General features: G+C 71.0%; 16 protein-coding genes. 13 read left to right on the top strand and 3 right to left on the bottom strand.

The annotated features are described in order from the left end of the window. Positions 1 to 84: 84 nt before the first annotated feature. The 6 genes from KUM49_RS01275 (at position 85) to KUM49_RS01250 (ending at position 7,283) form a co-directional block, all read left to right on the top strand. The gene (locus tag KUM49_RS01275; RefSeq protein WP_217234745.1) at positions 85 to 2,331 is read left to right on the top strand and encodes an MMPL family transporter; all 2,247 of its coding nucleotides are present in this window, start codon (positions 85 to 87) and stop codon (positions 2,329 to 2,331) included. Further along, positions 2,309 to 2,884 (top strand): GNAT family N-acetyltransferase, encoded by a 576-nt coding sequence (locus KUM49_RS01270; protein ID WP_217234744.1) that lies wholly within the window; start codon positions 2,309 to 2,311, stop codon positions 2,882 to 2,884. Before KUM49_RS01275 ends, KUM49_RS01270 begins: the two co-directional genes overlap by 23 nt. 35 nt (positions 2,885 to 2,919) lie before the next feature. After that, positions 2,920 to 3,507: a hypothetical protein gene (locus KUM49_RS01265; RefSeq protein WP_217234743.1), complete on the top strand. Its 588-nt coding sequence runs from the start codon at positions 2,920 to 2,922 to the stop codon at positions 3,505 to 3,507. A 205-nt stretch (positions 3,508 to 3,712) separates the two neighbouring features. Then, positions 3,713 to 3,898: a hypothetical protein gene (locus KUM49_RS01260; protein ID WP_217234742.1), complete on the top strand. Its 186-nt coding sequence runs from the start codon at positions 3,713 to 3,715 to the stop codon at positions 3,896 to 3,898. 62 nt (positions 3,899 to 3,960) lie between these two features. Next, complete coding sequence (locus KUM49_RS01255; protein WP_217234741.1) at positions 3,961 to 7,041, top strand: AAA family ATPase; 3,081 nt, start codon at positions 3,961 to 3,963, stop codon at positions 7,039 to 7,041. 38 nt (positions 7,042 to 7,079) lie between these two features. Continuing rightward, positions 7,080 to 7,283 carry a DUF6191 domain-containing protein gene (locus KUM49_RS01250; protein ID WP_217234740.1) on the top strand — a complete coding sequence of 68 codons (204 nt, stop codon included), beginning with the start codon at positions 7,080 to 7,082 and terminating at the stop codon, positions 7,281 to 7,283. Here the strand turns inward: KUM49_RS01250 and KUM49_RS01245 are convergent. Both KUM49_RS01245 and KUM49_RS01240 read right to left on the bottom strand, forming a co-directional pair. Next, on the bottom strand, positions 7,276 to 8,451 hold the full coding sequence (locus KUM49_RS01245) for a sorbosone dehydrogenase family protein (protein WP_217234739.1): 1,176 nt from the start codon (positions 8,449 to 8,451) through the stop codon (positions 7,276 to 7,278). The two genes, KUM49_RS01250 and KUM49_RS01245, sit on opposite strands and share 8 nt — an antisense overlap. A gap of 119 nt (positions 8,452 to 8,570) precedes the next feature. Next, positions 8,571 to 9,569: an aldo/keto reductase gene (locus KUM49_RS01240; RefSeq protein ID WP_217234738.1), complete on the bottom strand. Its 999-nt coding sequence runs from the start codon at positions 9,567 to 9,569 to the stop codon at positions 8,571 to 8,573. A 76-nt stretch (positions 9,570 to 9,645) separates the two neighbouring features. Here KUM49_RS01240 and KUM49_RS01235 point away from each other — a divergent pair, with 76 nt between their 5' ends. The 7 genes from KUM49_RS01235 to serA all read left to right on the top strand — a co-directional run bounded on the left by KUM49_RS01235 (position 9,646) and on the right by serA (position 19,713). Then, positions 9,646 to 10,596 (top strand): 2-hydroxyacid dehydrogenase, encoded by a 951-nt coding sequence (locus tag KUM49_RS01235; protein ID WP_217234737.1) that lies wholly within the window; start codon positions 9,646 to 9,648, stop codon positions 10,594 to 10,596. A gap of 265 nt (positions 10,597 to 10,861) precedes the next feature. Then, entirely contained in the window at positions 10,862 to 11,119 is a 258-nt protein-coding gene (locus KUM49_RS01230; protein WP_217234736.1) for a hypothetical protein, read from the top strand. Further along, complete coding sequence (locus KUM49_RS01225; protein ID WP_217234735.1) at positions 11,085 to 14,111, top strand: bifunctional diguanylate cyclase/phosphodiesterase; 3,027 nt, start codon at positions 11,085 to 11,087, stop codon at positions 14,109 to 14,111. Before KUM49_RS01230 ends, KUM49_RS01225 begins: the two co-directional genes overlap by 35 nt. Before the next feature lie 237 nt (positions 14,112 to 14,348). Continuing rightward, entirely contained in the window at positions 14,349 to 16,205 is a 1,857-nt protein-coding gene (locus KUM49_RS01220) for an acetolactate synthase large subunit (RefSeq protein ID WP_217234734.1), read from the top strand. A gap of 20 nt (positions 16,206 to 16,225) precedes the next feature. Then, a complete protein-coding gene (ilvN, locus tag KUM49_RS01215; RefSeq protein ID WP_217234733.1) occupies positions 16,226 to 16,753 on the top strand; it encodes an acetolactate synthase small subunit in 528 nt (175 codons plus the stop codon). A 118-nt stretch (positions 16,754 to 16,871) separates the two neighbouring features. Continuing rightward, positions 16,872 to 17,870 carry a ketol-acid reductoisomerase gene (gene ilvC, locus KUM49_RS01210; RefSeq protein ID WP_217234732.1) on the top strand — a complete coding sequence of 333 codons (999 nt, stop codon included), beginning with the start codon at positions 16,872 to 16,874 and terminating at the stop codon, positions 17,868 to 17,870. Between the two features lie 253 nt (positions 17,871 to 18,123). After that, the gene (serA, locus tag KUM49_RS01205) at positions 18,124 to 19,713 is read left to right on the top strand and encodes a phosphoglycerate dehydrogenase (protein ID WP_217234731.1); all 1,590 of its coding nucleotides are present in this window, start codon (positions 18,124 to 18,126) and stop codon (positions 19,711 to 19,713) included. Between the two features lie 8 nt (positions 19,714 to 19,721). Here the strand turns inward: serA and KUM49_RS01200 are convergent, their stop codons facing one another. Further along, positions 19,722 to 21,257 (bottom strand): MFS transporter, encoded by a 1,536-nt coding sequence (locus KUM49_RS01200; protein WP_217234730.1) that lies wholly within the window; start codon positions 21,255 to 21,257, stop codon positions 19,722 to 19,724. Between the last annotated feature and the right edge of the window lie 24 nt (positions 21,258 to 21,281).

Here is a 21,281-nt window from a genome sequence, read left to right as displayed (position 1 = left end):
CCGTTCACATCATGTAATCAAACGACGTCTTATGAACGACTGTTCCCGGTCAAAGATCCACAAATACCCCCCGGGAGCACGTTCGTGGCAGCCCTCGCACGCTGGTGTGTCCAACGACGCCTCGTCGTCGTTCTCCTGTGGCTCATCGCCCTCGGCGGAGTGAGCACAGCCGCCGCGGTCGCAGGCTCCGCCTACTCGAACGACTACGAGGTCCCCGGCACCGAGTCGGGCCGCGCCACCCAGCTGCTGCGTGACGGCTTCCCGGACCTCGGCGGCGACAGCGACACCGTGGTCTGGCACACCACGTCCAACACCGTCCGCGCCGCCGACGTCGAGCAGGTCATGACCCGCACCCTGGACCGGATCGAGGCCCTGCCCGGCGTGGCCGACGTGTCCGGCCCCTACGCCGAGCAGGGCGCCGCCCGGATCAGCGCGGACGGACACACCGCCTACGCCACGGTCACCTTCGACGACCCGGCCGAGACCATCGACCAGGGCGAGGCACAGGCCGTCGTCAGCGCCGCCGAGGACGCCGAGAGCGACGGGCTCCGGGTGGAGCTGGGCGGCAGCGCGATCGGGCTCACCGAATCGTCCGGCGGCCACCTCGCCGAGGTGGTCGGCGTGGTCGTCGCCGCCGTCGTCCTGTTCCTCGCCTTCGGCTCGCTCGCCGCCTCGCTGCTGCCCATCGCCACCGCGCTGGTCAGCGTGGGCACGGCGTACGCCGGGATCGGGCTGCTCGGGCACGTGATGACCGTCGCCGACTTCGCGCCCATGCTCGGGATGCTGATCGGGCTCGGGGTCGGCATCGACTACGCGCTGTTCATCGTCACCAGACACCGGCGCGGCCTCAAACGCGGACTGTCCGTGACGGAGGCGGTCACCAACGCCGTCGCCACCACCGGACGCGCGGTGGTCTTCGCGGGTGCCACCGTTTGCATCGCCCTGCTGGGAATGCTGATCCTGCGACTCGGCTTCCTCAACGGCGTCGCGATCGCCGCCTCGCTGACCGTCGTCCTGACGGTCGCCGCCTCCGTGACCCTGCTGCCCGCCCTGCTGTCCTTCATCGGCATGCGCGCCCTCAGCCGGCGCGAGCGGCGCCACCTCGAGGAACACGGGCCCCAGCCCGAGCTGCCGACCGGGCTCGCCGCCCGCTGGTCGGCGTTCGTGGAGCGCCACCCCAAGCTGCTCGGCGCGCTCGCCCTGGCCGTGATCACGGTCCTCGCCCTGCCCACCTTCGGACTCCGCCTGGGCACCTCCGACCAGGGCAACAACCCGCAGGCGTCGACCACACGCCAGGCCTACGACCTCCTCGCCGACGGCTTCGGACCGGGCGTGAACGGCCCCCTCACCCTCGTCACCCACGTCGGCGGTGCCGAGGACAAGCTCGCCCTCGACAACCTCGACGCGACGATCCGCACCACCGAGGGCGTCGCGTCGGTGACACCGGTGACGTACGACACCGGCGGCGACACCGCGTACTTCACGATCGTCCCCGAGTCGTCGCCGCAGTCCCAGCGCACCAGCGACCTCGTCGACCGGCTGCGCACCGAGGTCCTGCCGCGCGCCGAGAAGGGCACCGCCCTCGACGTGCAGGTCGGCGGGGTGACAGCCGGCTACGACGACTTCGCCGACGTCATCGTTGGCAAGCTGCCCCTGTTCGTCGGCGTCGTCATCGGCCTCGGCTGTCTGCTGCTCCTGCTCGCCTTCCGGTCCGTCGGCATACCGCTGAAGGCCGCCGTGATGAACGTCGCCGCCGTCGCCGCCGCCTTCGGCGTCGTCGTCGCGATCTTCCAGTGGGGCTGGGGGAGCGAACTGCTCGGGCTAGGCCGGGCGGGGCCGATCGAGCCCTTCCTCCCCGTGATCATGGTGTCCGTCCTCTTCGGGCTCTCCATGGACTACCAGGTCTTCCTGGTCAGCCGGATGTACGAGGAGTGGCTGGAGACCGGCGACAACCGGCGTGCCGTCCGCGTCGGCCTCGCCGAGACCAGCCGGGTGATCAACTCCGCGGCGGTCATCATGATCTCCGTCTTCCTCGCCTTCGTGCTCAGCGGCGACCGCGTGATCGCCATGTTCGGCATCGCGCTCGCCGCCGCCGTCGCCCTCGACGCCTTCGTGCTCCGTACGCTGCTGGTGCCGGCCCTCATGCACCTGCTCGGCGGCGCCAACTGGTGGCTGCCGCGCTGGCTGGACCGCCGTATGCCCCGCATCAGCATCGAACCGCCCGAGTGCCGTGCCGCCCATGAAAGGCTGGCCGCCGCGACGGACGCCGAGGCGGCGGACGTACTGGCGAAGGGGCGGGAAAAAGAGGATGTACGCGATATCCCTGGGTGACGACGGAGCCGAACTGCGTCCCCTGGAGCCGTGGCACGCCGAGGAGTTCCTGGCGCACCTGAACCGGGGGCGCGAGTTCATCGGACAGTTCATCAGCTTCGGTTCCCAGGCGACGGACGTGGACTCCGCGCGCGAGACGCTCCAGCGGTACGCCGACATGCGCGCCGCCGACACCGGATCCCTGCACGGCCTGTGGCTGAACGGGCAGCTCGTGGGCGGTGTGCTCTTCCTGAACTTCCACGCCGACACCGGCAACTGCGAGGTCGGCTGCTGGCTGGAGCCCGCCGGCACCGGACGCGGCCTGGTCACCCGGGCGATGCGGGTGCTCCTCGACTTCGCGATCGAGCAGCGCGGTATCCACCGCGTCGAGTGGATCGCCGCCGCCGGGAACACGCCCAGCCTGAACGTGGCCCGGCGGCTGGGGATGACCCTGGAGGGAGTCCGGCGCGAGACGCACCCCTATCGTGGGGTGCGGCACGACCTCGAGGTGTGGTCCGTTCTCGCGCCCGAGTGGCGGGACGCACGCGCGCGTACCGCCCACAGCCAACGTTAAGAAACCTCTCAGACAGGATCCGTACGGTGCCGGACATGGGAACCAAGACAGCTGACGAGACCGGTGCCACGACGGGTGCCGAGGCCACGACCGACGAGGAGAAGACGGGCGCCACCGACCTCACCAAGACCGACGAGGTGACGAAGACCGAGGCCGCCGCCGAGGCCGAGGCCGGCACCGACGCCGACGACCTGGACGAGGAGCTCGAGCCGGTCGTGGCGGAAGGCCCGACGGGCGTGGGACAGGGTGCCGGTGCCGTCGTCTCCGCCGCGCTCGGCGTCGTCTCGCTCACCGGCGGCTGGATCTCCACCATCGCCGCCGCCCGCGAGACCCTCATCGGCCAGCTGGGGACCTCGTCCACCGCGAACGTCGCCACGCAGGTCAAGGAGGTGTACGGCGACGCCTGGAAGACCACCGCGCTGTGGGCCGGCCTGTTCGCCCTCGCCGCGCTGATCGTCGGTGCCGTGGTCCTCGCCCGCCCCGCCTTCGGGACGCCCGGCAAGCCGCAGGCCGTGTGGATCAAGTCGGTCGCCTGGGGCGGTGTCGCGCTCGGCGTCATCGGCCTGCTCCTGGCCGTCCTGAAGTACACGGACTTCCTGCTGGGACTGCCGTCGGCGAGCTGACACACCACGTGACCCGAGGGGTCTTAGGAATGCCGTGAGCGTCTTACGGCCCTCCTAAGGCCCCTCACGCACGTCTAAGGCCCCGCCCGCCGCCGAAGATGCGGAACTCTCCCGATGTGGCGGACCCGCCTGGGAGACGAAGGTGGAGACATCGCAGCAAGCGAAGCCGAAACCGGCGCCTCACCAGGGACACAGGGGACACACCATGTACGAGTACGAGATCGCCCAGCTCCGCTCCGCCGAACTGATCCGCCGGGCCGAGCACGAGCGCCTGGCCCGCGAGGCCGTCAACGGCCGCCGCGCCGCCCGCCGCGAGGCGGCCGAACGTGCCGCCGAGGGCGAGGTGCATACCGGCCGCCCCCGCAGGCACCGGTTCCCGCGCACGGCATGACCGCCGGGGCGGGGGAGGGTCTCCCCGCGAAAACCGGTGCCGCACTGTCGGACCCGCGTGCGATGCTCGGGCCCGTGGAGACCAGGTCCGTCAGTCCGGTGTTCGTCGGTCGCATCGATGAGCTGGACACGCTGAACGACGCGCTCGCCCGCGCTGCCGCGGGCGAGCCGCAGGCGTTACTGCTCGGCGGCGAGGCCGGTGTCGGCAAGACCCGCCTCGTCGAGGAGTTCGCCACCGCCGCCTGCCGGGGCGGTGCCGTCGTCGCACTCGGCGGCTGTGTCGAGATCGGCGCCGACGGCCTGCCGTTCGCCCCCTTCTCCACCGCCCTGCGGGCCCTGCGCCGCGAGCTGCCCGACGAGCTGGCCGCCGCGGCCGCCGGACAGGAGGAGGAACTCGCCCGGCTGCTGCCCGAACTCGGCGAGCTCGCCCCCGGCCGGCACGACGAGGAGGGCATGGCCCGCCTCTTCGAACTCACCGCCCGCCTCCTGGAGCGCGTCGCCGCCGACCGCACGGTCGTCGTCGCCCTGGAGGACCTGCACTGGGCCGACGCCTCCACCCGCCACCTCCTCGCCTACCTCTTCCGCACCCTGCGCACCGGCCGCCTCGTCGTCCTCGCCACCTACCGCGCCGACGACATCCACCGCCGCCACCCGCTGCGCCCCCTGCTCGCCGAACTCGACCGGCTGCGCACCGTCCACCGCATCGAACTGGGCCGCTTCAACCGCGCCGAGGTCGGCCGCCAGATCGCCGGCATCCTCGCCCACGAACCCGACCCGGACCAGGTCGACGACATCTTCGAACGCTCCGACGGCAACGCCTTCTTCGTCGAGGAACTCGCCGTCGCCGCCCACGAGGGCTGCCGCACCGGCCTCACCGACTCCCTGCGCGACCTGCTCCTGGTCCGCGTCGAGAGCCTGCCCGACAGCGCCCAACGGGTCGCCCGGATCGTCGCCGAGGGCGGCTCCACCGTCGAGTACCGGCTGATCGCCGCCGTCGCCCGGCTCGCCGAGGACGACCTCATCGAGGCGCTCAGGGCCGCCGTCAACGCCAACCTGCTGCTCGCCGCACCCGACGGCGACGGCTACCGCTTCCGCCACTCCCTGGTCCGCGAGGCCGTCGCCGACGACCTGCTGCCCGGCGAACGCTCCCGTCTCAACCGCCGCTACGCGCAAGCCCTGGAGGCCGACCCCACGCTCGTCCCCGCCGGTGAACGCGTGATGCGCCTGGCCAGCTACTGGTACCACGCCCACGACCCCGCCAAGGCCCTGCCCGCCGTCCTGGACGCCTCCGTCATCGCCCGCCGCCGGCACGCCTACTCCGAACAACTGCGGCTGCTGGAACGCGCGATGGAACTGTGGGACACCACCCCCGAAGAAGTCCGCGGCAGGCTCCGGCCCGCCGACTACACCGAGATCCACGCTCCCGCACTGCCCGAAAGGCGCGGGGGGACCTCCGGCGGCTGCGACCCGGCCACCGCCTCGCTGCACTACCTCGACCTGATGGCCGAGGCCGCGGTCGCCGGACGGCTGTGCTCGGAACGCGAACGCGCCCTGAAGATCACCAAGCGGGCGCTGCGGCTGCTGGAGGACGAGGACGACCCGCTGCGCGCCGCCTGGTTCTGGACCCAGCGCTCGCGACTGATCCAGGCGCTGTCCCGCGGCGACGGCTGGGCCGAACTGGCCACCGCGCAGGAACTGGTACGCGGTCTGCCGCCGTCGGAGGTGCACGCCGAGGTCCTCGCCAACGTCGCCAACTGGTCCATGGTGCACGCCCCGGGACCCGATGCCTTCACGGCCGCCGAACGCGCCGTGGAGTACGCGCGCATGGTCGGCGTCCGCGAGACCGAGATGAACGCCCGCCTCACACTCGGCGGGCTCATGGTCGAGGCCGGTGACGTCGAGGCGGGTCTCGCCGAGATGTCCGAGGTCAAACGGCGGACCGTCGAGTACGGCATCTCCGCCATCGCGGCCCGCGCCTATGTGAACCTGCCCGACGCCCTCGAATCCGTCGGCCGCTCCACGCAGGCCGTTCCGATCCTGGAGGAAGGCCTCGCCTACTCCCAGAAGTTCGGGCTGCTGGACTCCGAGGCCTGGATCTGGGGGAACTACGCCGAGACCCTGTACTCCCTGGGCCGCTGGGACCGCGCCGCCGAAGCGGGAACCAAGGCCGAACGCGTCGGCCAGAGCGCGAAGCCCCGCGGCTTCCACGCCACCCTCCGCGCCGAACTCACCCTGGCCAGAGGAGAGCTGACCGCCGCCGCCGGCCATCTGGCCGCCGCCCGCGGCCACTTCGGCAACCACGACCGCGCACCCCAGCACGAGCTGCCCCTGGTCCGCATCGCGATCGGCATCGCCGCGGGCGAGGGCCGCCTCCTGGACGCCCGCGCCGAACTCGCACGCGCCATGGACGCCGGCTTCCCGCCGGCCACCCAGCGCTACGTCTGGCGGATGCTGCTCAGCGCGGCCGCCGCGGAGGCCGACGCCCGCGACCTGCCCGCCGCCGATCCCGGCCGCCCCGAGATCCTCGAACGCATCCGCACCACGGCCAAGTCCCTGCCCACCCACGTCCCCGTCTGGCAGGCCTACGAACGCTGGGTTCGCGCCGAACTGTTCCGAGCCGAGGGCGGCGCCTGCGCCGACACCTGGACGGAGGTGGTCACCGCCTTCGAGGTCCTGGAACGCCCCTACGACCTCGCCCGCGTCCGCCACCGCCTGGCCGAGGCCCTGCTGCTGTCGGAGGAGGGCGGCGACCACCGCGACCGCGCGACGGAACTTCTCCGCCTGGCCCACGCCGTCGCCTCCCACCTCGGCGCCCGCCCGCTCGCCGACTCCGTCATGCTCCTCGCCCAACGCGCCCGCCTCCCCGTGAACCGGTCCTCCGAGCAGGCGCCCGCCCCCGCCGACCCGCCCGACACCCTCGGCCTCACCGGCAGGGAACGCGACGTCCTGCGGCTGGTCTCCGCGGGCCGCACCAACCGCCAGATAGCCGAGGCGCTCTTCATCTCCCCGAAGACGGCCAGCGTGCACGTCTCGAACATCCTGGCCAAGCTCGGTGTCTCCGGCCGCGGCGAGGCGGCGGCGGTGGCGCATCGGCTGGGGCTGTTCCCGTCCGAGAAAACTCTCACGATGCGGACGGCGCCCTGAGGCCTACGCTGGACAGGACACCGGCTGAGGGAGACTCCGTGTTCAACCCCTTCGAGGAACTGTTCGCCCCCGGCCGCAAACACACCCGCGACGAGCAGAAACGGCTGGAGCTCACCCGGGAGGACGTCGGCGACGCCGACCCCGGACGCGGGCCGATAGACCTCACGTCCGGGAAAGTCGTCGTACGGCCGCCGCAGCCGGACGAGGAAGACTCCTCCACGGACGGCTCAGGCCCTAGCTGACCTGTATCTCCAGTATCCGGTCGTCGCCCGCCTTCGGGTCTCCCCGGCCGTCCGTGTTGCTGGTGACGAGCCACAGCTTGTCGCCGCCCGCCGCGACCACCGTCCGCAGACGGCCGTACTCGCCTTCCAGGAACGCCTGCGGATCGGCCGAGGCCTCCGTGCCCTTCAGAGGAACGCGCCACAGGCGCTGACCCTTGAGCCCCGCCATCCAGACGGAGCCCTCCGCGTAGGCGACACCGCTGGGGGAGGCCTCGTCCGTGCCCCACTGGGCTGCCGGGTTGTGGTACTCGGAGCCGCCCGACCTGCCCTCCGCCTCCGGCCAGCCGTAGTTGTCGCCGGGCTTGATCGCATTCAGCTCGTCCCAGGTGTCCTGGCCGAACTCCGAGGCGAACAGTCGCTGTTTGTCGTCCCAGGCGAGGCCCTGCACATTGCGATGGCCGTACGAATACACCGGCGAGCCCGGGAACGGGTTGCCCGGAGCGGGCTCGCCCTCCGGGGTCATGCGCAGGATCTTGCCGCCGAGGGACTTGGTGTCCTGGGACAGACCGGTGTCACCGCTCTCCCCCGTGCCCGCGTACAGCATCCTGTCCGGCCCGAAGGCGATCCGGCCGCCGTTGTGGATCACACCCTTGGGGATGCCCTTGAAGATCGTGTCCGGTGCGCCCAGCTGTTCGCCGGCCGGCTTCTCCTCGTCGTACAGCATGCGGACGATGCGGTTGTCGGAGGCCGAGGTGAAGTACGCGTAGACCATGTGGTCCGAGGCGAAGTCCGGGGAGAGGGCGATGCCCAGCAGACCGCCCTCGCCGGCCGGGGACACCCCGGGCACCTCGCCCAGCTCGGTCTTCTTGCCCGTCTCCTCGTCGACCCGGGTGAGGGTGGCCTCGTCGCGGGAGGAGACCAGCAGGTCGCCGTCCGGGATCGGGGCCAGGCCCCAGGGGGTGCTCAGGCCCTCGGCGACGGTGCGGACGACCTTCACCGAGCCCGTGGCGGGGGGTGTGGGGTCGGCGGTCCGTTCCGCGGGCGACGACGACCCCGAAGTCGTACTGCTCGGTGGGGCGCTGTCACTGCCGCTGGACGATTCACCTCCGCTGTCGGAGGAGCAGCCGGCCGTCAGCACGAGCGCGGTCGCGGCCAATACGGCCGACACAGCTCGACGTTGCACGATCATGGTCCCTTCGACGGGGCGGTCTCGCGGCAGGTTCTCCTTGTCATACACCGCTCGCGCCTCACAGGTTCCCGATCACCGCAACCCGATCCCCGAAAACGCAACGCGGCGACCCTCGATCCCTACTCCCAGGATCCCTGCGCCCCCGGCAGCTCCGCCACCTCGGCCAGGTCCTGGGCCGTCAGGCGCAGGGTCGCCGCCCCCGCGTTCTGTGTCACCCAGCGCTCCTGTTTCGAGCCCGGCACCGGGACCACGTGCCGTCCCTGCGCCAGCACCCAGGCCAGGGCCACCTGGGCGCAGGTGACGTCCTCGCCGTGGCGGCGGGCCACCCGGCGCAGGCCGGCCACGATCGGCTGGTTCGCGGCCATCATCTCCGCGGTGAAGCGGGGATGGCGGGCGCGGACGTCGTCCGGCTCGAATCCGCCGCCGGGGGTGAGCGTGCCGGTCAGGTACCCGTTGCCGAGGGGCATCGCCGCGAGGAAGCCGATGCCGCGCGCCTCGCACCACGGCAGCAGGGACTCCTTCGACTCCGGCGACCACACCGACAGCTCGGCCTGCACCGCGCTCACCGGGAAGACCTGCTGGACGCGCTGCAACTGCCGGATCGTCGCGTCGTGCAACCGGGCCCCGGACCTGCGGCCGCCCCGCGCGCCCATCGCGCACAGCCCCAACGACCGTACCTTTCCGGCCTGGACGAGTTCCGCCATCGCACCCCAGGTCTCCTCGACGGGCACCTCGGGGTCCGCCCGGTGGAGCTGGTAGAGGTCGATGACGTCCGTCTGCAGGCGGCGCAGGGAGGCGTCGCAGGCACGCGTCACATAGCCGGGGCGGCCGTTGGCCACGATGTGCTGCTCGCCCACCAGCAGGCCGACCTTGGTCGACACGAAGGCGTCCCGGCGCCGCTCCTTCAGTGCCCGCCCCAGCAGCAGCTCGTTGGTGAACGGGCCGTACATGTCCGCCGTGTCCAGGAGGGTCGAGCCCAGGTCCAGCGCCCGGTGCACGGCCCGCAGCGACTCGTCACCACGCTGCCGCGAACCGCTGTACGCCCAGCTCATCGGCATGCACCCGAGTCCGACGGCCCCCACCGTGAGCGCCGCCGCGCCGATCGTCCTGCGCTCCACCTGGCCGTGACCCTCCCTCTCCTGGCCCCCCAACCTAACCTCTGCGCCCGGCAGCGCCTGACATAGCCTCCTGACCATGACTGCAGACGTGTGGCTCCCCATTCCGCCGGAAGACATCGAAGGGCTCCCCGCAGGCCCGAACTACCGCTTCTGGAACGGTGGTGAGGACTTTCCCGCGGATCCGGCCGACTGCGCGTACTACGTCGTCCCCTACATGAAGCCCGTCGAGGTCGTACTGCGGCCGGTGCCCCGCCTGAGCTCGGTGCAGGTCGTGCAGACACTGTCGGCCGGCACCGACGCCATCGAACCGGGCCTCAAGTACCTGCCCGACGGCGTGCGGTTGTGCAACGCGCGCGGGGTGCACGAAGCCAGCACCGCCGAGCTCGCCCTCACCCTGATCCTCGCCTCGCTGCGCGGTGTCCCCGACTTCGTGCGGGCCCAGGACAAGGGGGAGTGGCGCGGCGGGTTCCGGCCCGCGCTCGCCGACCGGAACGTCCTCATCGTGGGGTACGGCTCGATCGGATCAGCGATCGAGGACCGGCTCGTTCCCTTCGAGGTCGCGCGGGTGGCGCGCGTCGCGCGCTCCGAGCGCACCACGGCGCGCGGTCCGGTGCATCCGCTCACCGAACTTCCCGCCCTGCTCCCCGAGGCAGACGTGATCGTCCTCGCCACGCCCCTCACCGAGACCACCCGTCACCTGGTGAACAGCGACTTCCTGGCCCGCATGAAGGACGGTGCGCTGCTGGTCAACGTGGCCAGGGGCCCGGTCGTCGACACCAAGGCGCTGCTCGCCGAGCTGGAGAGCGGCCGTATCACCGCCGCCCTCGACGTCACCGACCCCGAACCGCTGCCCCCGGGGCACCCTCTGTGGCAGGCGCCCGGGGTGCTCGTCAGCCCGCACGTCGGAGGGCCCACCTCCGCGTTCCTGCCCCGCGCCAAGCGACTGCTGGTGGACCAGTTGAGCCGATTCGTGAACCAGGAGCCCCTGCGCAACGTGATCCTTACGACGGGCCCAACGGGCGCGTGACGCCTGTGAGATGAGCGCCGCGCGCACGCCCCGCACGACCGGCGCAACAAGCGTGTCATCCGTTTCCGGTACCCTCCGCAACCTTGCGGACGCGGTCCGTGCTCGCATCGCCGCTGGTCGTCACGGAGCGTAGAGGAACTATGTCCCTGAGTGACGAGACTGGTGTATCGTCCCGACAGGGGCTGCGCCGCGCACCGTTCGGCGCCGGGGATGGACGTTTTGAGACTGTGAGGGGGGCGACGGGCGATGCACGGTCTATGGACGAGTGATCCGACGCGGCGGGGCCGTCGGCGGCGACCCTGGCACACGGCTGCGCGCAGGCGCGGCCATCACGGGAGCCACGGCGGTCATCACGGTCAGCACGACGGTCATCTCGGCCATCACCACCACAGCCATCACCACCGCAGGCACAGCAGCCGCAGGAGGCATGCGCACCCGGCGCACCGGGACCCCCGGGACCCGGGAGCGGCGCGGACCGGGAGGGCCCGGTGAGTTCGCCCCCGCCTTCCACGACCGCCCTTGACGGGGCGCGGCGGGCCCAGCCCGCGCCGGGGGCGAGGCCGGCGGCCCGCCCACCGGCCCTCGGCCGCGCGTCGAGCACGGTCCGCCAACTCGCGCTGGCCCTGGTGTGCGCGGGATACGCCCTCGGTTCCGCGTTCGGCTGGGGATCACGCCAACTCGCCCTGATCATGGGCGATTTCGGGCTGAGTGCCGCGGCGGGCGCCGCCGCGGTGTCCTGCTTCCTCTACGCCCGCAGGCGCCGCATCCTCTTCCGGCCCGCCTGGCTGCTCTTCGCCCTCTCCTCGGCGATGGCGGCCGTCGGCAACCTCATCTGGGGGTGGTACGAAGTCGTCCTGCAGCGGCCCGTGCCCAGCCCCAGTTCCGCGGATCTCTTCTTCCTGTGCTTCGCGCCGCCCGCGATCGTGGGACTGCTGGTGCTCGCCAAGCGGCCGGTGACCAAGGCGGGCTGGGTCTGCCTCGGCCTGGACGCGTGGCTGATCGGCGGCTCGCTGCTCACCCTGTCCTGGAGCCTGGCCCTCGCGCAGGCGGCGAAGTCCGAGGGGTCGAGCGTGGCGCACACCGCGCTGTCGCTCGCCTATCCGCTGCTCGACATCGCCCTGGTCAGCATGGTGCTCGCGCTGCACTTCCGGCGCTCGGCGGTGAACCGTACGGCGGTCAACACCGCGATCGGGGCGCTCGCCCTGACCGTGATGTGCGACGCGCTGTTCACCTCACCGCTGCTGCACCACACCTACCGCTCCGGGCAGCTGCTCGACGCGGGCTGGTTCGCCGGTTCGATGCTGCTCGCCTACGCCCCCTGGGCGGCCCCGCGGCGCGGCCGGCCGGATCCCCTGAGGCAGCGCCCCGACCGGCGCCGGACGGAGGGGCACACGCGCGTGGTGCACGAACATCTGCCTGGACAGCGCACGGGACCGCATCACCGCCCGCCCGCCCCGGGAGCCGATCACAGCCGGTATCCGGCGGCCCGGCCCATCGCCGGCTCGCTGGCCGCCCTCACGCCCTACCTCGCCGCCGCCGTCTGCACGCTCGGGATCCTCTACAACGTCCTCAGCGGCAGGAGCGTCGACCGCGTGGTGCTCCTCACCGGCGGCACCGTCGTGCTCGCCCTCGTGGTGCGCCAGGGCATCATGCTGCTCGACAACATCACCCTCACCCAGGAGCTGGCGCAGAAGGAGAACCACTTCCGCTCCCTGGTGCAGGGCTCCAGCGACGTCATCATGATCGCCGCACCGAACGGCATCCTCCGGTACGTCTCCCCGGCCGCCGCCGGTGTCTACGGCCGCCCAGCGGAGGAGCTCGTGGGCACGGAACTGGCCGGCCTCATCCACCCGGAGGACCTGGGCTGCGTGGTGCACGAGGTGCGCCGCTTCCTCGCCGCCAGCCCGCAGGAGGAGCCGACCACGCGCATCGAGTGCCGCTTCCGCTCCGGCGACGGCGGCTGGCTCAACGTCGAGTCCACCGTCAACCGGCACCACGGCGGCCTCATCTTCAACAGCCGGGACGTGACCGAAAGGGTGCGCCTGCAGGCGCAGCTCCAGCACAACGCCGAGCACGACCCGCTGACCGACCTGCCCAACCGCGCCCTGTTCACCCGGCGCGTCCAGCAGGCCCTGTCCGGCCGCCGCTCCTCCGACCGGGGCGCCGCCCTGCGCGGCACGGCGGTCCTCTTCATCGACCTCGACGGCTTCAAGGCCGTCAACGACACGATCGGACACCAGGCCGGCGACGAACTGCTCGTCCAGGCCGCCCGCAGACTCCAGGACGCGGTCCGGCACGGGGACACCGCCTCCCGGCTGGGCGGCGACGAGTTCGCGGCCCTGATCGTCGGGGACGGCGCCCGTGACCGCCCCGCCCGGGAGCGGCACATCCTGGACCTCGCCGACCGCCTCAGGGTCACGCTCTCCCAGCCCTACCTCATCGACGGCAACGATGTCCGGGTCAACGCCTCCATCGGCGTCGCCTTCGCCGAGCCGGGCCTCGGCGCGGGCGAGATCCTGCGCAACGCCGACCTGGCCATGTACCGCGCCAAGGCGGGCGGCAAGGGCCGCGTCGAGCTGTACGCCCCGCAGATGCAGCAGGACGTCGTACGCAAGGCGGAGCTGGCCACGCGCCTGCGTGCCGCCCTGAACGACGGCGAGTTCACCCTGCTGCATCAGCCGGTGGTGTGCCTGGAGGACGGCCGGATCACGTCGGTCGCCGCACAGGCGCGCTGGCGCTCCTCGCAGGGCGTGCTGTTCACGCCGGCCGAGTTCCTGCGGGTGGCCGAGGACAGCGAGAAGACCGCCGAGCTGGGCCGGTGGATCCTCGGGGAGGCCGTCGAGCAGGCCGCCGAGCGCGCCACGAACGGCCTGTCCGTGCCGGTGACCGTCCGGATGGGTGCGCGCCGGCTGCTGGACCGCTCGATGCCGCTCGGCTCGATCGAGGCTCTGCTGACCCGGCACGGGCTGCCGTCCGGGTCACTGGTGATCGAGCTGTCCGACACGGACCCCCGGGTTCCGCTGGACGAGCTGGAGCGCCGTCTGAGCGCCTTGCGCAGGCTCGGCGTCCGGATCGCCCTTGACGGCTTCGGGAGCGGATACGCGGCCATCACGGCCCTTCGCAGGCTCCCCGTCGACGTACTGAAGCTCGACCGCGGTCTGGTCGAGGGAGTCGTCGAGTCCGCCCGGCTACACAAGATCACCAGTGGCCTGTTGCGGATCGCCGGCGATCTCGGGCTGCAGTCCGTGGCCGACGGCGTGGACCTGCCCGAGCAGGTCGTGGCGTTGCGCGCGATGGGGTGCACGCACGGACAGGGCATGGCGTTCTCCGGCCCGCTGGACGAGTACCGGCTGCGCAGAGCGCTCGGATCCGGCCACTATCCGGTCCCGCACGGACCGGCGGAGCCCGCGTTCGCGGGCGGCGGGGCGGGGGTGTACACCAGTGGTGTGCCCGCGGTCCTCGGTGGCGGAACAGCCCTCCGCTCACATAATGAGACTCCCGTCCCACCCACTTGACAGTGAGTGCGCGCCGGGGGGAGGGTCTGTGCCATGCGCACCCGAATTCTCGTACTTGGAAAGCGCGTCGGCTGACGCTGGTGACCTCCGGACGGACCCGGAACTCCCAGCGACCGCACCCGGCGCGCTCCCCTCGCTTGCCTCACGGCACGAGGGGTTTTTTGTTGCACAGAGACCTGCCGTACAAAAGCCGTACACCGCACAAACTTCGCAAAAACCCTCAGCATCGAGAAGAGAATGCCGATGACCGAGCAGGCCACCGGGGCCCATCATCCGCAGCCGCGGCCCCGTTCCGGAGGACACCAGTCCGCGCCCGAGCACGTCACGGGAGCGCAGTCCCTCATCCGCTCTCTCGAGGAGGTCGGCGCCGAGACGGTATTCGGGATTCCCGGCGGGGCGATCCTCCCGGCGTACGACCCGCTGATGGACTCCACCCGGGTGCGCCACGTTCTGGTCCGGCACGAGCAGGGCGCGGGCCACGCGGCCGAGGGCTACGCCCTGGCCACCGGCAAGGTCGGGGTCTGCATGGCGACGTCCGGCCCGGGTGCGACCAACCTCGTCACGCCGATCGCCAACGCCCACATGGACTCCGTGCCGATGGTCGCGATCACCGGCCAGGTCGCCTCCGCGTCGATCGGAACGGACGCCTTCCAGGAGGCGGACATCGTCGGCATCACCATGCCGATCACCAAGCACAACTTCCTGGTCACCAAGGCCGAGGACATCCCGCGGGTGATCGCGCAGGCGTTCCACATCGCCTCCACCGGCCGCCCGGGCCCGGTCCTGGTCGACATCGCCAAGGACGCCCTCCAGGCGCGGACGACCTTCTCCTGGCCGCCGGTCATGGACCTGCCCGGCTACCGCCCGGTGACCAAGCCGCACGCCAAGCAGATCCGTGAGGCCGCCAAGCTGATCACCGCCGCCAAGCGGCCCGTGCTGTACGTCGGCGGCGGCGTCCTGAAGGCCAATGCCACCGCCGAACTGAAGGTCCTCGCGGAACTCACCGGAGCGCCCGTCACCACCACCCTGATGGCGCTCGGCGCATTCCCCGACAGCCACCCGCTGCACGTGGGAATGCCGGGCATGCACGGTGCGGTCACCGCCGTCACCGCGCTGCAGAAGGCCGACCTGATCGTCGCCCTCGGAGCCCGCTTCGACGACCGCGTCACCGGCAAGCTGGACAGCTTCGCCCCGCACGCCAAGATCGTCCACGCCGACATCGACCCGGCCGAGATCGGCAAGAACCGCGCGGCCGACGTGCCGATCGTCGGTGACGCCCGCGAGGTCATCGCCGATCTGGTCCAGGCGGTGCAGAAGGAGCACAGCGAGGGGCACCAGGGCGACTACAGCGCCTGGTGGAAGGACCTCAACCGCTGGCGCGAGACGTACCCGCTGGGCTACGACCAGCCCGACAACGGCTCGCTGTCGCCCCAGCAGGTCATCGAGCGCATCGGACAGCTCGCGCCGGAGGGCACGATCTTCGCCGCGGGCGTGGGCCAGCACCAGATGTGGGCCGCGCACTACGTGCAGTACGAGAAGCCGGCGACCTGGCTGAACTCCGGCGGCGCGGGCACGATGGGCTACGCGGTCCCGGCCGCGATGGGCGCCAAGGCCGGAGCCCCGGACCACACGGTCTGGGCCATCGACGGCGACGGCTGCTTCCAGATGACCAATCAGGAGCTCACCACCTGCGCCCTGAACAACATCCCGATCAAGGTCGCCATCATCAACAACGGCGCCCTCGGGATGGTCCGCCAGTGGCAGACCCTCTTCTACAACCAGCGCTACTCCAACACCGTGCTGCACTCCGGCCCCGACGCCGACGGCAAGCAGCCGAGCGCCGGCACCCGCGTCCCCGACTTCGTGAAGCTGTCGGAGGCCATGGGCTGCTACGCGATCCGCTGCGAGTCCCCGGACGACCTCGACAAGGTCATCGAAGAGGCCAACTCCATCAACGACCGCCCGGTCGTCGTGGACTTCATCGTCCACGAGGACGCCATGGTGTGGCCGATGGTCGCCGCCGGCACCTCCAACGACGAGATCATGGCCGCTCGGGACGTCCGCCCCGACTTCGGCGACAACGAAGACGACTGAGCGAGGAAGACCCAAGAGACATGTCCAAGCACACGCTCTCCGTCCTGGTGGAGAACACGCCCGGCATCCTCGCCCGGATCGCCGCCCTGTTCTCCCGCCGCGGCTTCAACATCGACTCGCTCGCGGTCGGCGTCACCGAGCATCCCGAGATCTCCCGGATCACCATCGTGGTGAACGTGATCGAGGAACTGCCCCTCGAACAGGTCACCAAGCAGCTCAACAAGCTCGTCAACGTGCTGAAGATCGTCGAGCTGGAGGCGGGATCCGCCGTTCAGCGCGAACTCGTTCTGGTGAAGGTGCGCGCCGACAACGAGACGCGCTCCCAGATCGTCGAGATCGTCCAGCTGTTCCGCGCCAAGACGGTCGACGTCTCCCCGGAGGCCGTCACCATCGAGGCCACCGGCAGCAGCGACAAGCTGTCGGCGATGCTGAAGATGCTGGAGCCGTACGGCATCAAGGAGCTCGTCCAGTCCGGCACGATCGCGATCGGCCGCGGTTCGCGTTCGATCACCGACCGGTCGCTGCGCGCCCTGGACCGGTCCGCCTAGGAGAGGGAACGGGCGGTCGGCGTCCACCGACCGCCCGTATACCGAGACCCCGAAACGTCACTTCCGCCCCCCGTCATACGGTGGGACGCAACACCTGCACACAAGGAGAGAACCCAAAGTGGCCGAGCTGTTCTACGACGCCGACGCCGACCTGTCCATCATCCAGGGCCGCAAGGTCGCGGTCATCGGTTACGGCAGCCAGGGCCACGCCCACGCGCTGTCGCTCCGTGACTCGGGTGTCGACGTGCGTGTCGGTCTGCACGAGGGCTCCAAGTCCAAGGCGAAGGCCGAGGAGCAGGGCCTGCGCGTGGTGACCCCGGCCGAGGCCGCCACCGAGGCCGACGTCATCATGATCCTGGTCCCGGACCCGATCCAGGCCCAGGTCTACGAGGAGTCCATCAAGGACAACCTCAAGGACGGCGACGCCCTCTTCTTCGGCCACGGGCTGAACATCCGCTTCGACTTCATCAAGCCCCCGGCGGGCGTCGACGTCTGCATGGTCGCCCCCAAGGGCCCGGGCCACCTGGTGCGCCGCCAGTACGAGGAGGGCCGCGGCGTTCCGTGTATCGCGGCCGTCGAGCAGGACGCGACCGGCAACGCCTTCGAGCTGGCCCTCTCCTACGCCAAGGGCATCGGCGGCACCCGCGCCGGCGTCATCAAGACGACCTTCACCGAGGAGACCGAGACCGACCTGTTCGGTGAGCAGGTCGTTCTGTGCGGTGGTACGGCCGCGCTGGTCAAGGCCGGGTTCGAGACGCTGACCGAGGCCGGCTACCAGCCGGAGATCGCGTACTTCGAGTGCCTGCACGAGCTGAAGCTGATCGTCGACCTCATGTACGAGGGCGGCCTGGACAAGATGCGCTGGTCCATCTCCGAGACCGCCGAGTGGGGCGACTACGTCACCGGCCCGCGGATCATCACGGACGCCACCAAGGCCGAGATGAAGAAGGTCCTCGCCGAGATCCAGGACGGCACCTTCGCGCGTGAGTGGATGGCCGAGTACCACGGCGGTCTGAAGAAGTACAACGAGTACAAGACCCAGGACGAGAACCACCTCCTGGAGACCACCGGCAAGGAGCTGCGCAAGCTCATGTCGTGGGTGAACGACGAGGCGTGAGCCGCAGGGGCGGGGCCGCGGCGATGTCGTCGCGGCCCCGTCGCCGAACCACGGGTAACCGCTTGTCCACGGTGTCCAGCCACGGACGAGTGATCCTTCCGTGGAGGCGTAAGACGACTTCCGTTGCGGCACTAGACTGCTGCATTACATACGCGTCAGGCCCACAGCGTCGTGCGTCTTCCACGCGGCTAGCAACCCTCCACCGCATGCGGCCGTCGGGACGGCCGTCCGCATTGGACATGTGAGGACTCACGTGAGCTCGAAACCTGTCGTACTCATCGCTGAAGAGCTGTCGCCCGCCACTGTCGACGCGCTTGGCCCCGACTTCGAGATCCGGCACTGCAACGGCGCCGACCGCGCCGAGCTGCTTCCGGCCATCGCCGACGTCGACGCGATCCTGATCCGCTCGGCCACCAAGGTCGATGCCGAGGCCGTCGCCGCTGCCAACAAGCTGAAGGTCGTCGCACGAGCCGGCGTCGGCCTGGACAACGTCGACGTCTCCGCCGCCACCAAGGCCGGCGTGATGGTCGTCAACGCCCCCACCTCGAACATCGTGACCGCCGCCGAACTGGCCTGCGGTCTGCTGCTCGCCACCGCCCGCCACATTCCGCAGGCCAACACGGCTCTGAAGAACGGCGAGTGGAAGCGCAGCAAGTACACGGGCGTCGAACTCGCGGAGAAGACCCTCGGTGTCGTGGGTCTGGGCCGCATCGGCGCGCTCGTCGCCCAGCGGATGTCGGCCTTCGGCATGAAGGTCGTCGCCTACGACCCCTACGTGCAGCCCGCGCGGGCCGCGCAGATGGGCGTCAAGGTGCTGTCGCTGGACGAGCTGCTCGAGGTCGCCGACTTCATCACCGTGCACCTGCCGAAGACGCCCGAGACCCTCGGTCTCATCGGCGACGAGGCGCTGCACAAGGTCAAGCCGTCGGTGCGCATCGTCAACGCCGCGCGCGGCGGGATCGTCGACGAGGAGGCGCTGTACTCGGCGCTCAAGGAGGGCCGCGTCGCCGGCGCCGGCCTGGACGTGTACGCGAAGGAGCCCTGCACGGACTCCCCGCTGTTCGAGCTGGACCAGGTCGTGTGCACCCCGCACCTCGGCGCGTCCACCGACGAGGCGCAGGAGAAGGCCGGTATCGCCGTCGCCAAGTCGGTGCGCCTGGCCTTGGCCGGCGAGCTGGTCCCGGACGCGGTCAACGTCCAGGGCGGGGTCATCGCCGAGGACGTCAAGCCGGGCCTGCCGCTCGCCGAGCGCCTCGGCCGTATCTTCACCGCGCTCGCCGGTGAGGTCGCGGTCCGCCTCGACGTCGAGGTGTACGGCGAGATCACCCAGCACGACGTGAAGGTGCTGGAGCTCAGCGCCCTCAAGGGTGTCTTCGAGGACGTCGTCGACGAGACGGTGTCGTACGTCAACGCCCCGCTGTTCGCGCAGGAGCGCGGTGTCGAGGTGCGCCTGACGACCAGCTCCGAGTCGGCCGACCACCGCAACGTGGTGACCGTGCGCGGCACGCTCGGCAACGGCGAGGAGGTGGCGGTGTCCGGTACCCTGGCCGGCCCCAAGAACCTGCAGAAGCTCGTCGCCGTCGGTGAGTATGACGTCGACCTCGCGCTCGCCGACCACATGGTCGTCCTGCGGTACGAGGACCGTCCGGGTGTCGTCGGCACCGTGGGCCGTGTCTTCGGCGAGGCCGGCATCAACATCGCCGGCATGCAGGTGTCGCGTGCGGTGGCGGGCGGTGAGGCGCTGGCCGTCCTGACCGTGGACGACACCGTGCCCGCCAATACGCTGGCGGAGGTCGCGGAGGAGATCGGCGCGACGTCCGCCCGCGCGGTGAACCTCGTCTGAGGCTGCTCTCACACGCCGGACGGGCTGAGGTGACTCGGCTCGTCCGGCGTTCTGCTGTCCGGGCGCACCTTCCGCAGCGCGACCGCCGCCAGCACGGCGGCACCGGCGAGCACCACGGTTCCCGCGATCGCCGCCCCCTGCATCCCGCTGGTGAACGCCTCGCGGGCGGCCGTCGCCAGGCCGGGGACATGCTCGGCGGCCGCCAGTGCCCCGCCCAGCGTCTCCTTGGCCGCCTCGGGCGCCGAGCTCGGCATGTCGTGCCGGTAGATCGCCGTACCGATGGAGCCGAGCACCGCCATGCCGAGGGCGCCGCCGAACTCCGTTCCGGTCTCCAGGAGTGAGGAGGCGGAGCCCGCGTGTTCGACCGGGGCCGTGCCGATGGCCAGGTCCGTCATCTGGGAGATGACCATGACGATTCCGGAGGCGAGGACCCCGCAGGCGGCCAGCACCAGCCACATCGAGTCCGTACCGGCGAGGGCGAGCATGCCGTAGCCGGCGGCGCCGATGGCGAAGCCGGCCGTCACGACGTGGGCGCGCCCCACGCCCCGCTGGACCAGGGCGGTCGCCAGCGGGGCCACCAGGCCGATCGGCACCGAGGGGAGCAGGCCCCACAGGGCCGCTTCCAGTGCGCTCTTGCCGAGCACCGACTGCAGGTACTGCGTGGTGAAGAACGCGGACCCCAGCATCCCGAACGCGGAGATCATGTTGAGGACGACGGCGGGAGCGAAGCCCGGTCCGCGGAACAGGGCGGGGGAGATCATCGGTGAGGCGGCGGTGCGCTGGCGGTGGACGAAGAGGGCCGCGAAGAGCAGGCCGACGGTGATCGAGAGGACGTACCGCACGTTCCAGCCGTCGGAGGTCAGTTCCTTCAGGCCGTAGATCACGGGGAGCACGGCGGCCATCGACAGCGGGACGCTCGGCCAGTCGAAGCGGCCGGGGGCGGGGTCGCGCGACTCCGGCAGCAGGACCGGGCCGAGGATCAGCAGCAGCACCATCGCGGGCAGGTTGACCAGGAAGACCGAACCCCACCAGAAGTACTCGACCAGCACACCGCTCATGACCGAGCCGAGGGCGATGCCCGCCGTCATCACGCCGGACCACATGCCGATCGCCTTGGCGCGCTGGGCGGGGTCGACGAACATCGTGCGGATCAGGGCCATCGTCGAGGGCATCAGGGTCGCGCCGCCGATGCCGAGGATCGCGCGGGCCGCGATGAGGGTCTCGGCGCTGTTCGCGTACGCGGCGAGCAGGGATGCGGCGCCGAAGGCGACCGCGCCGCCGAGCAGCAGCCTGCGGCGGCCGATGCGGTCGCCGAGGGAGCCCATCGTCATCAGCAGACCGGCCAGCACGAACGCGTAGATGTCGAAGATCCACAGCTGCTGGGTGCCGCTCGGCTCCAGGTCGGCGCCGATCGCCGGGATGGCGAAGTAGAGCACCGAGACGTCCATGGAGACCAGGAGCAGCGGAAGCATCAGCACGGCGAGGGCGGTCCATTCGCGGCGCCCGGCACGGGAGCCCGCGGAAGTGCTCGTCGGATTCGTCATGGCGAGGACTGTACGAGCGTCCTA

The organism is Streptomyces sp. AC555_RSS877 (assembly GCF_019049245.1).
Lineage (GTDB): Bacteria > Actinomycetota > Actinomycetes > Streptomycetales > Streptomycetaceae > Streptomyces.
This window is presented reverse-complemented; position numbering and strand designations above follow the sequence as displayed.

Coding starts and splice junctions, on each gene's coding strand:
- KUM49_RS01270 (WP_217234744.1), top strand. CDS start 2,309: ATGTACGCGATATCCCTGGGTGACGACGGAGCCGAACTGCGTCCCCTG.
- KUM49_RS01265 (WP_217234743.1), top strand. CDS start 2,920: ATGGGAACCAAGACAGCTGACGAGACCGGTGCCACGACGGGTGCCGAG.
- KUM49_RS01200 (WP_217234730.1), bottom strand. CDS start 21,257: ATGACGAATCCGACGAGCACTTCCGCGGGCTCCCGTGCCGGGCGCCGC.
- ilvN (WP_217234733.1), top strand. CDS start 16,226: ATGTCCAAGCACACGCTCTCCGTCCTGGTGGAGAACACGCCCGGCATC.
- KUM49_RS01245 (WP_217234739.1), bottom strand. CDS start 8,451: ATGATCGTGCAACGTCGAGCTGTGTCGGCCGTATTGGCCGCGACCGCG.
- KUM49_RS01220 (WP_217234734.1), top strand. CDS start 14,349: ATGCCGATGACCGAGCAGGCCACCGGGGCCCATCATCCGCAGCCGCGG.
- KUM49_RS01235 (WP_217234737.1), top strand. CDS start 9,646: ATGACTGCAGACGTGTGGCTCCCCATTCCGCCGGAAGACATCGAAGGG.
- KUM49_RS01255 (WP_217234741.1), top strand. CDS start 3,961: ATGCTCGGGCCCGTGGAGACCAGGTCCGTCAGTCCGGTGTTCGTCGGT.
- KUM49_RS01260 (WP_217234742.1), top strand. CDS start 3,713: ATGTACGAGTACGAGATCGCCCAGCTCCGCTCCGCCGAACTGATCCGC.